Annotated in this window: 7 protein-coding genes; all 7 read right to left on the bottom strand. The window is 42.0% G+C overall.

All coding sequences use genetic code 11. The features are described from left to right. Positions 1-212: 212 nt before the first annotated feature. From D7322_RS11230 to D7322_RS11200, 7 genes are read right to left on the bottom strand one after another with little or no spacing between them, the layout of a single operon-like run. Positions 213-1,256 (bottom strand): PKD domain-containing protein, encoded by a 1,044-nt coding sequence (locus D7322_RS11230; protein WP_183078678.1) that lies wholly within the window; start codon positions 1,254-1,256, stop codon positions 213-215. A 47-nt stretch (positions 1,257-1,303) separates the two neighbouring features. After that, complete coding sequence (locus tag D7322_RS11225) at positions 1,304-2,674, bottom strand: DUF1735 domain-containing protein (protein ID WP_183078677.1); 1,371 nt, start codon at positions 2,672-2,674, stop codon at positions 1,304-1,306. Positions 2,675-2,690: 16 nt separating this feature from the next. Further along, positions 2,691-4,421: an alkaline phosphatase family protein gene (locus D7322_RS11220; RefSeq protein WP_183078676.1), complete on the bottom strand. Its 1,731-nt coding sequence runs from the start codon at positions 4,419-4,421 to the stop codon at positions 2,691-2,693. Positions 4,422-4,442: 21 nt separating this feature from the next. Next, the gene (locus tag D7322_RS11215; protein WP_183078675.1) at positions 4,443-6,059 is read right to left on the bottom strand and encodes a DUF5008 domain-containing protein; all 1,617 of its coding nucleotides are present in this window, start codon (positions 6,057-6,059) and stop codon (positions 4,443-4,445) included. A gap of 30 nt (positions 6,060-6,089) precedes the next feature. Then, on the bottom strand, positions 6,090-6,854 hold the full coding sequence (locus tag D7322_RS11210) for a fasciclin domain-containing protein (protein WP_183078674.1): 765 nt from the start codon (positions 6,852-6,854) through the stop codon (positions 6,090-6,092). Between the two features lie 11 nt (positions 6,855-6,865). Further along, a complete protein-coding gene (locus D7322_RS11205) occupies positions 6,866-8,413 on the bottom strand; it encodes a RagB/SusD family nutrient uptake outer membrane protein (RefSeq protein WP_121124249.1) in 1,548 nt (515 codons plus the stop codon). 12 nt (positions 8,414-8,425) lie between these two features. Continuing rightward, a complete protein-coding gene (locus D7322_RS11200) occupies positions 8,426-11,584 on the bottom strand; it encodes a SusC/RagA family TonB-linked outer membrane protein (RefSeq protein ID WP_245971323.1) in 3,159 nt (1,052 codons plus the stop codon). Positions 11,585-11,586 lie beyond the last annotated feature (2 nt).

Raw genomic sequence — 11,586 nt, 5'->3', positions numbered from 1 at the left:
AAGCAATAAAGCCCCTGTTTTTCACAAGATGGTTACAATTCAAACCCGATTATCTGGGAGTTCTGATCCTTATTTTTGTTGTTTTTTTATAAAAAAAACAGCATTGAAGTCCAGGTCTTTTATGACCTGTAAACCTCAATACTGTTTTCTAAAAATCACCCCACTTTTTCTAGCGTGCATACATTCGATTGCAGCTAAAATTATTTTTTTCGTTATTGTGGCAACTCTAATAACCTGAACTCTGTCATTTGAAAGTTTGATCCTGATGATACAGCTTTCACAACGTAGCGGTAATAGCCATATGATTTTGTATTCGAGAACGTAAACGGTTGCGATCTTCTTCGATCTGTGGGCGCTGTACCAAAACTATAACCTGTGACAGTATTCAAAGTCACCCAAGTCTCGCCATCATTAGACCCCTGTATTTCCCAGTCTTTGGGATCCCGTTCAGGCGAATCGTTTCCGGTCGTGATGGTATACCCATTGATTGTCTGAGGTTGATAGAACGCAAACTGCCAGAACATTCCCGGCTGGTAGCCACCAATAAACAATTTGGTTGTCAGATCACCATCTATAAGCTTCTTCGACCCCTCCCCCGCATCAGGCCCGCTGGAATTATCCTGCGAGATGCGGAAGGTATTGTCGATATTGGTCAAGTCTTTGACGATCCCCAGGTCCGTAAGTAATTTGGGGATTTCTATCACAGAACCTTTTGGTGTCTTGACGGCAAGTTTATAATTTGCAAACGTTCCAACGTCAATAGCTATATCGGCTCTGGCCTGATCAGAAACCTGTTGGTACTTGTCATCATCCGTCATCACAGACCAGGTGACACCTTTCACCGCAATGTCGCTATCGTAGCTCAAGGTCAGTTTACCCACTCCATTTTTTGTCGCATTGAAGCGCACCAATTTTTCTGCATCAATTGTCACTACCTCTTCACGTTGCGCCCAATCGCCATTTTCATTAAGAACCCGCAACTTCACAATAAAAGTTCCTGTGGTTAAAAATGTATGCTGTGGAGATGTTTTCGATGATGTACTGTCATCACCAAAACTCCAGCGCGTTTCCGTATAATCTTTAGACTGATTCGTGAATTCAAATGTAAAAGGATCATCCTTGGCGACCTGCTTGATTGAGAAAGCTGACTGAGGATTGGGGAGTTGCGGTTTTTCAACCACAACTTCCTTATCCTTACCACAGCCCAGTAAAGCAAATAGTAAAACTATACTATAAATATATCTTCCTAATTTCATGACTATAATTTTCATCGTTATAAAATAACACAAGTGAGTAGCTCTAATTACAAGAATTCAATCATCCGCCATTCCGAACATTGGAACAAGCGATCGCCAACATTTTCCGTTATATTCAACCGGTAGAATTTGTAGCTACCTGGTTTTTGAATATTAAATCGTCGCGTTTGGATCCGATTTGGAAAGCTTTCATTTGTTCTACTATCTATAATAACCCAATTGGCCCCATCCAACGAGCCCTCAAGGAACCAGCTTTTTGGATCTCGACTTATTGCATCATTTCCAGAAGTTAATGTGTACGCACCAATTTTTAGTGTTCTTGTAAACGTTAATGTACATTGTAAATCTCCTGTGAATGCACTTTGCAAAAATTTAGTACTTGTCAAGTTATCTACAAATTTGAGACTTCCTTCGCCGGCATTTGGACCGCCATTGTTATCTCTATTAACTGTTAGTGTAGCTTCTTGCGTCACATCAAATTCAACAACGTTCGCACAGTCAATTAAAATAGTTGTATAGTTCTTTTTCGGATTGATGACATGCAATGTCGGATCTTTTAAATAGACAGTAATTGCCAGATATTTGTCTTTATTTTTTGCAATAATGTCCCAAGGAACTGAAATATTGAAGTCCGCAGATGACTTGTTACCCAATACCTGCACACGTGATGGAAGCATAAACTCATTATCTTTCAATCCTATCGTATTTGCGGGCAATATTTTCTTCGCTATCCAATTTGAAATAGAGTCCGTCGTACCGCGTATTTCCACATAAAACCATTTACTCGGAAACGAGGCTAGTGAAACTCCTAATGGAATTTCAATCCCTGAAGGGGTTGTATTATAATTATTGTGACTACTCGCCAAAATTATGCTCGCGGGCGAATTCGTTATGGAAAGATAATGAATATCTGCAGCCGTTAGCAAACTTTTGGAATCCAGGGTGACAATGATGCTATTGGGATTACCCAACTGATTGCCCTTACCCGGATTCGTTAGTTTATAAGAAAGTGCAAATTTTTTACCATACACGCGTTCTATTTCCGTTCTGGATATAGTGAGCACAAAGGAAGCCGTATCTGAACCGTATTGAAATTTAACCACATTCGGGAAAGAAAAAGCCGAATTAGGCAATGTTATTACATCTTTTAAAACTCCTGATTCAATAAGCTTCGTTACCGTGTCGGTATTCAGCTGGAGCTCGACATCAAAGGTTTTTGATGCGGGAGCGCTCAGCTTAACTTTCATAGGTACCTGAACATAATCATTGGTCTTGATCAGGTCTTTGCCTCCGCCTTCAGCAATTACTTGCACAGGACTGTTATCCTGCAAGTTAAATACTTCAAGATTATCTTTCGAACAGCCCATGAATTGGCTATAACTCAAAATTATCGCCAAAAAATAAAAAAATCTCTTCATATTATCTCCTTTAAGATTATTTATCAATCCACACCCGGCCATCCAGCTGCCAGTTCTCCTGTCTTGCAATCTGAAGCCAACTGAAAATCTGCGCAGTAATATCTGTACTTTTCGGCACTAAGGTGCTGATGGTTTCCACGGAAGGGGCACATAGAAAATCATTGAGTTTTGATATCTCATACGTTGTATTACCAACTTTCAAGGTATTTCCAAATGGTCCTTCGTCATAAAGTACACCGTCTGTAACCGTCCCAACGACTGGCCAATTCGCCGCTAACGCATCAAAATAAGGATGATCCTCACTTATCCCAACCTCACAATTATATTGTGAAACAACCGACTCAGGCAAAGCCTTCTTCCAAAAACGCACATCTGCGATATAATAGTCACCTTCATTCCAATTACTGCCTCCATTGACCAACCCAAGCCGCAGTTTTGCAGGACTTTTAATCACGCCCCAATCGCTGACGTCCATTTCATTTCCCGGCAACCCATTTGTATAGGTTTTGATAACCCTTTTTCCGCCACTGCTTATGGATCCCACAACGGTAACATTGTTCCAGGTTGCATTGTTCAATTTCGGGCCGTTAACCTCGCCGCTTCCATTCGGGCCACGCGCATTAAACATCCAATAATCCTCCTTAAAGGCCATAATCCATCCGTTGGTCGGCGCACCAGACTCCCATTTTTCACGTTTTCCAATAAAAGACGGATAATTTGGAAACCTGTATGTATTATTTGGCCCCTTATTCTTTTTCACCTTTAATTCGATGGTAAATTCGCTATTCCTATCTCCCAGGTCAAAAAGTGTATCGGCTTCAGCCATCTCGGCAAATATGCCTCCTTTAAACCGTAGAAAGTCTCCGGAAAACCTGCTCCCCAGATAAGGCTTATTGATAAATCTTGAATTATATTTCGGTGAGTAGAATATTGTAAATGTATTGACATTTGCATTGCTAAAAATCGTATTGTCGTTTTGTGCTGGAGGAATTTCAAAAGGCCCACCCTTACTTGAGGTGATAATCACCAGCCAATTTTCCTTTTTAAAGGTCGACCGCTGTTCTAGTGCCTTTGTGATTTCGCCCACTTGTTTATCGAAGTTTTCGATCGCCATTTTATACCGCGCACTGCTATTATCATAGGCTGTTGCCTTTCCAGCCTGGTCAATTTCGGTGAAATGGGCAGTCAACATCGTTAAGTCCGGCTCTTTCAACCCTTCTTTTACGGCATCAGCAACAGCTTGATCAGAGCCTTCAAGCTTAGCGACGGCTGTAGGAGCCAAATTGTCAACAAACAATTTGGAGCTACTATATACTTTAAACTCTGGCGCTTTAACATTCGCAGCAATCCGTGTATAGACCGTAGGAAAAGTCTGTAGGTTATTATTGCTAAAATTGTCTCCCATCACCAAATGCTTGTTTTGGGTGACTCCAGTAATAATACTTGCCAAATCGGACCCTGTCGCCTGCTTATCTTCGTGCTCTGCACTCAACGATACCCATGAATAAATGGCATGATCCAGCAACCCGTTCATGACAGGAATATTGGCATTACGGACAGACTCACCTCTGGCCCCATCCGCTATTATCAGCAGTACTTTTGGCTTTCCGTACACTAAATCTACCGTATCCTGCTGGCCCTGATTGTCCGGTATAACGCGTCCAAACTCATCCTTACAGGCAACCATCGTCGAAATCAGCAGTAAATAAATTAGCCACAAATGTATATTTCGAAAATTATCTTGCATTTTCATCCGTTTAATTTTAGGTTATTGTTCCAGTTTAATGCGAATCAAATTGCGCACTTCTTCATTATTAAATCGATCAAAAGATCCCATCAGCAGCAATGCGCGTTTTCCATCCTCCGTTTTCGTTTCAACAGCTTTGTTGATATATCCTGAAAAGTATCCCGAAGTATTGTATGCAGCATTCAATTCGCCGTTTGCATTCAAAATCATAAATCCGTTACGAGCGATATTATTATAGCGCACAAAATCTCCCGCCAGTACAATCAGTCCATCGTTCAGTTGCAAACCATACGATGGGTTTCCACCCTCGAATATTTTCGCCTGAAAAGAAGGATCCAACGTGCCATTTGCATTGAGCAAGGCGACTTTGACTGCCGTAGAACCATTGTATTTTGTAAAAGAACCGACTACCAGATACTTATTCGTCACACTATTATACGTGACCGATGAGATGTTGTAGTCGGCGCCTTGCGCACCAGGATTAAATGTTGCATCCAATGTACCATTTTCATTTAAGCGGGCGATATATCCTTTGGACTCACCATCAAAACGGTTAAATCCACCATACACCAAAATCTTTCCTTTTAGTGGACCAATGGCATGATAAACCGTGGCAACATTGCCATTTCCACCGACAAACGGTTTACCATCGGACCCAAATCTGAACGATTTATCCAATGAACCATCGGTATTGAGTCGCGCAACGTGCCGGATTTCAGTACTGTCCAAAATAACAGTGTCTCTCGTTTCCAGCTTATTAGGCTTACCATAGGTCCGATGTATATAATACCTAAAATTTCCCGTGGCTAAAATTTTTCCATCAGATTCATAAATATTCCCCACATTGCCGTCAAATCCACCATTAAACGCAGGATAATATTTCAACGTATCCGATTGACCGGGTCTACGGAATGGTTTGATCCCCATGGTATCTATCGCGCCTGTCATACTGATCCGGGTCAAATTGCTGATATCGGCGTTCCGCTGCCCATATCCAGAAAAAGATCCTGCCAAATAGTAAAAATTACCAAACTTTAAAATGCTATTCAGTGAATTATTTGCTCCAGTTCCTATGCGAAAACTTGCGTCATAAGTACCATCAGCAAAAGTCCGCACCAACCGGTTTATCGGACGTATTGACCCCTTATTATTATAATTTGTAAAGGCACCGGTAAAAATCATTTTACCATCCTCCAAATAAAGTACATCCGAAACAAAATTATTTGTCCCCACACCCACCTGAAATGTCGCATCTATTGCTACATTTCCTAAAACAGTAAATTGTGGACCAAAGAATACGATGTCATCAATTGTTACCGAAAGTACACCTGTACTTGCATACGGAGGCACCTTCAATTTGACATGATCTGCGGTCAGTTCAATCACATCAGCTTTTTCTCCATTGAATCGAATAACCGCTTTATCTTTATATTTGTCCAATCCCTTGATCCGCATTGTTGTTTCCGTACCGGTTTTTCCAGACTCCGGTTGCATCTTATCTGTTGGATTAATCTCGATATCCAAAGGAGGTAGTCCCTCCTCATAGGGTGCAGAAAACATTTTGTTATCCTTCTTACATCCGAAAAAGAGAGAGAAAACAAACAATAGCGCAATATATTTCCACATGATTCTATACATAACATCCATGATTTAATTCATAACTGGTTCTTAACGTTTACTTTCCAAAATATCAACCATAACCTCTCCTCTTCCATATCCAAACTCAGCTTTTGTATAATCGATAACGTGCACAACACCATTATCAGGCTGTATATCAGAGGACGCAACGGGGCAGGAAATCCATTCCCTTGGCCTACTGATATCTGGGATATAAGAAATATGAAGCTGCCGATACCCCATATATTTCAATCTGGTAATGTTATTTTTGTCCGAGTCATTGATGGCGTCATTGTACACCACACCAATATTAGAGACAGTATTACCAAACGACGTATAATTCTGTCCTTTATAGACATTTAATAAGTCGAAATCAATCTGCGGATAATCCATCAATTTACGTTTTCCATTGAACATATACCGCAACAGATATTTTCGCCAAATCGTACTATCTACATCCGCCAGTGTTTTAATTGTATCCCTCCCCAATTGGTACAGCAACATATTGGCACCCGAAGGGCCGTTTTGTGCATTTCCTCTTGCCAGGCCAATTAACCTTTTGATATTCTCATCCCTTGGTGCAAAGAAGGTAAATTCTTTGGTTTTGAAATCTTCTTCCAATCCAGCCAAACGGACGATCTGTGCAATGGAATCAAATTCTCTCGGTTTTGAATCCAGATAGGCCATAATTGATCCCTCAAATTTCGCCTGCGCCAATCCACCATCTTTGTAATAATCATCTTTCTTACATGAAGCTATACCACAAAACAACAGGCTTATCAAAATTACGTAGCTTATATTTTTTAAACTTCTCATAATACACATCGTTAGTTTCCACTAGTCCAATATTCGTTCAATACGATTTTAGCATTAAAATTCTTGGCCGAAGCGTCCAAAGGCCATGTCCAGGCGCGTCGATTGTACTGGTCGATTGTCATCGGCGCCATTGTCCACTGCGGGTTCAATATCCGTCGTGTTCGGATCAGATCAAAATAGCGTATCCCCTCCCCGATCAATTCTCGGCAACGTTCTTCAAAAATGAAGTTCTTGAGCTCAGTACCGCCGCCAGTATATCTAGGGGCTTCAGCTCTGTCCCGAACAATATTTAATACGTTGATTGCTTCGGCCTCACGTGCCGATCCAAGATTTGCCAAAGCTTCGGCCTCCAAAAGAAGTGCATCGGCATAACGAAAAATCATAAAGGTATTGTCCGGATTAGAATCCTCATTTCCTGAGGCAAATACATTTGCAGCAAATTTTTTCAACACAAATAGACCATCATTCGCATACATATCCTCGTACCAAATCTCCTTTCGTTTATCCGCAGGTCCGTTCAAGGGATAAATCCGCGACATAAACACCGATGAATAATACGCGATGCTAAATTGTTGATTGTAGCGTGGGAATTTATATGGCCACCTCAAAAAGTGGTCCCATAAGGGAGCATAGGCATTATTTTGGTCGCCATAATTGATTGTGCGATAAAATTCAAAAAGAGATTCTTCGGTACGGCCTTTGGAGACTTTAGCCCAATTTTCCGGTGTAAGCGCATACAAATAATGTGCGCCACTACCCCGCAGCTCCTTGCCTAGAGCTGCAACGCTTTCATAATATTTCGTTGCAATGGATGGATTAAAGTTTGCATTCCACATTTTCATATGCATCAACAAAGCGATAATACTTCCACGGCTCGCCCTTGCTCCACGTTGTGAAGCATCGCCAAAAGTCCAGGGCATAATATCTTTGACCGGTTCCAGATCAGCGATGCACTTGTCAATGACGGACACCATGTCCTCTCTACCCAACTGCTGCGCAAAATAGGGATCAGTATAATAAACCACATCACCATAAAGCCGAACCATCCAAAAATAGCTGAGGCAGCGCATAAATGTCGCTTCCGCTTTATAGCGGTCTTTATCGGGGGCTGAAAGCCCAGGGATGCCTTCTTCCAGCTTGGAAATAAGGATATTACAACTTTGAATCACTTTATAGTAGGTATCCCAGATTCCAACTTTGTACATCTGGTAACCACTTGAGCGACCTCCGGGAGAACTATTGATATAAACCATGTTCATATTATTCGTACCCAGATCCCGCAGGATCATCCGGTCGCCTGAAGAGGTCGGAGATGGAAATATTTCACCGGACCGCGCCTCTCCTATGGCGCCCATTACCCAAGATTCATTCAATTTTTCAAAAAACTGGCTATAGATACGGGCGATATTCGCCTCAACATCCTCTTTGGATTGATAAAAATTATTTCCAGTAAGCCGATCAATGGGCTCAACGGTCAAAAACTTCTTACAGCCCACAGTAACAAATGCACATAGGCATATGACAACTGCGATTTTTCCTAAACTCAATTTAATTTTCATGACATCAACCTATTAGAAATCGATATTAACACCTACATTATATTGCCTCGGGACAGGGTATCCGCCAGAACCATCCCTTCCCATACTCGTAACATTCTCGGGATTGGGACCACTGTATCTCGAAAACGTGTTTAAATTTTCTGCTGATACATACACGCGCAAACGCTCCATACCAAACCGTCTCGCAGCATTTTTTGTAAACATATAGGAAAGCGTTACACTGTTTAATTTAAAGTAAGATCCGTCTTCAGCCCATAGATCCTGATCCATCCGGAAAGGGTTGATGTTCGCATAACGTTTAAAATCATAAGCATAGGGATACTTCGCTACATCACCGGGTTTCATCCACATGTTGATATCATCCAATGGGACTACTGCCCTATCCCCATAAGGATCACTCATCAATTGGAGTCGCTCTGCCAGGGCATTATTCAAAATTGTACGTTTGGCTGTATAAGATGCATATACATTTAATCCAAATGAGCCCAAAGTCTCATGGTTGTAATTAAAATTCAATTGCATCCCGCCTGTGATCAAGGGCTGAGAATTTCCTGTACGCGCATAATCATTTTCGTCCAGGATATAATTGCCATCAAGATCAGCAATAATGGGATCCCCGGCCTGAAACTCAGTACCATTTGCCATTCGGTAGCGCCGGCCAGTCGCGGGGTCCACAGGCACATCGGCATCTGTACTATATACACCACGGTTTAGCAACATATAATTGGACATAGTTGATGTACCAACACGAAAAACAATATGTTGCTTATATTTATCATCGTTCTCCCAACGGACAAACTGACCGCCGTAATGTTCTGGCAACTTGAGCAATACATCCTTATTATAGGCCCCATTTGCGCCAATTGACATGGTAAAGCGCCCTTCGGTCCAAGGCCTGAACATCAGGGAAAGCTCATGCCCATAATTGGCGATTGCAGCAGAATTACTATTGACCTTTTCAAACCCCAAAGAAGAAGACAGACGCTCTTCGAAAAGAATATTATCCACCTTTTTATAATAGGTGTCATAAGTCATTTCAAACCTATTGTTGAAGAGAGCGAGGTCTAATCCAAGATTATACTGTGTCGTAGTCGTAGGTTTTAGATTGGGATTTGGAATCTGCTCATAATTGATCCCGATACCGATCTTGTCATTGTAACTACCGGTAATATCGTATTTACCATAGACCCGCTCCAATGTACTATTGGGCATCACATTTACCCCCCAACTGGTTCGCAGGGAAAGTAGGTTTATCCAATCGACCTCTTTTAAAAACTCTTCATGGTATGCGTTCCACCTGAAACCAACAGCTGGGTTTTTGGTGTACAAATTTCCAAATCCGTTTTGAGAAGATCCATCCCTACGGTAGGAAAGATCTACCACATAGCGCTTCATGTAATCGTAGGTCCCTGCAATCGCAAAAGATAGCCCACGTTCTTTTCCAAATCCGCGTCGCAATAGCCCCCCACCTTTAGAGAAATACCCGTCAAAACCCAAAGGTCCCTCAAATTGATCATTTGGCGTACGTGCCTGTAATGTCGCGTTTGCCTGTTTTTCTAAGGTGCGGATTTCATTGAACAAATTGAAGAACACGGTATGTTTTTCATTGAACGTATGACTATAGTTGATCGAATTCCGATTATAGAGAGAATTGTAGCGTCCATAATAGGCATACACCTGGGCAAATTGACCGTTTGCCGCAGCCGGCGTAAAGGTATTCTCATTATCAGAGGTAGACTCATAGCTTACAGTCGTTGTTGCGCGCAGCCCAGATAGAAATTCGTAGGAGGCCTCGATAAAAGGCTTAATCGACTTGGAAGAATTATCATTCTTTGTTTGCAAAGCCGAGTTATATCCCGATGATGCCAGATAAAAGGAAGGACCGGGTAGTAAGGTAGAAAATGTTCCATTGGTTGCAACCCCAGATTGCAATATACCTAAACCATTTCCCTTACTTTTAGACCCAAGAGATGCATTTACCTGCGCTGTAAACCTAAATTTTTCATTTGGATAGTACTCAAAGCGCATATTGGCCATGTAACGATCAAAACCGGTATTTTTGATGATCCCGTTTTCATTATAATAATTCAGATTTGCTTTATAGTTCAACTTCTGGTTACCTCCATCAATGGCGACGTTATGCGTTTGGTTATAAGTTGTTGCATAAAATAAGTCCTGCCAATTAGTCGAGTTATTATAATAAGCATTCAAACTATCGGACAACATGGGTGTCTGCGAAATTTGATCCAGATCCAACTGAGATAAGGCATTGCCGTAAATTTGCATTAATTTAAGGCGACGTTCAAGATTTCCGCCCAGTGTCTCCCGTAATTTTGGTGGTGTTTTCAAAAAGAAATTGCCCGTATAACGTACCCTGGGTACTTCGGAATTGCCGCGCTTGGTATTAATAATAATAACACCATATGCGGCCAATGAACCATACAAAGATGTTGCTTGTGCATCCTTAAGAACCTCAATACTTTCAATATCTTCAGGCGGAATCAATGACAACGGACTGATCCCCGGCCCCTGTTGGCTCAATCCCAGCTCATTTGCGCGGTCAGCGTCCATGGGCACCCCGTCGATGACATATAAGGGTGAGGTTGGCGTCAAAAACGACTGCTCTCCACTGCCACTGACACTAATGGTCGATAGTCCCCGGATCTGTGTTGAGCCCCTGAACCCCGGAGCCCCGGTATTCACCTGTATATTTAATCCGGCCACTTTTCCCTGGAGCAGGTTTTCTACATTGGCGGCAGGAATATCCTGAATTTCTTTCCCACTGATCTTGGTCGAAGCTCCGGTAGTTGTCTCCCTGGGCCGCTTGACATAGCCCCGTACTACAACCTCATCCATCTGATTGTCGAGTTCCTTCATACGAACAGTTACTGTGCGGTCTGCCCGAGCGGTCATCGTAACGCCTTCGTAACCAATCAATCGAAACGCGATTGACGTACCGGCACTAACAGTCACGCTAAATGCTCCCGAAGAATTCGTTGAGGTGACCTCACGTGAAGTTTTCCCAAAACGTACAGTTACCCCGGCAAGCGCCCGCCCCTTATCATCCGTCACTTTGCCGGACATAATAATCGCTTGTGCAAAAGCCCCAACAGACAAAAGCATACACAACGCCAGTAAAATAAATCTGCTATAAAATATTTTTAATTGCATAA

Source organism: Sphingobacterium puteale, from assembly GCF_003627955.1.
In the GTDB taxonomy this organism is placed as follows: Bacteria; Bacteroidota; Bacteroidia; order Sphingobacteriales; family Sphingobacteriaceae; genus Sphingobacterium; species Sphingobacterium puteale.
The sequence above is the reverse complement of the archived record's forward strand: the minus strand, read 5'-3'. Positions and strand labels throughout refer to the sequence as shown.

Coding starts and splice junctions, on each gene's coding strand:
- D7322_RS11230 (WP_183078678.1), bottom strand. CDS start 1,256: ATGAAATTAGGAAGATATATTTATAGTATAGTTTTACTATTTGCTTTA.
- D7322_RS11225 (WP_183078677.1), bottom strand. CDS start 2,674: ATGAAGAGATTTTTTTATTTTTTGGCGATAATTTTGAGTTATAGCCAA.
- D7322_RS11220 (WP_183078676.1), bottom strand. CDS start 4,421: ATGCAAGATAATTTTCGAAATATACATTTGTGGCTAATTTATTTACTG.
- D7322_RS11215 (WP_183078675.1), bottom strand. CDS start 6,059: ATGTATAGAATCATGTGGAAATATATTGCGCTATTGTTTGTTTTCTCT.
- D7322_RS11210 (WP_183078674.1), bottom strand. CDS start 6,854: ATGAGAAGTTTAAAAAATATAAGCTACGTAATTTTGATAAGCCTGTTG.
- D7322_RS11205 (WP_121124249.1), bottom strand. CDS start 8,413: ATGAAAATTAAATTGAGTTTAGGAAAAATCGCAGTTGTCATATGCCTA.
- D7322_RS11200 (WP_245971323.1), bottom strand. CDS start 11,584: ATGCAATTAAAAATATTTTATAGCAGATTTATTTTACTGGCGTTGTGT.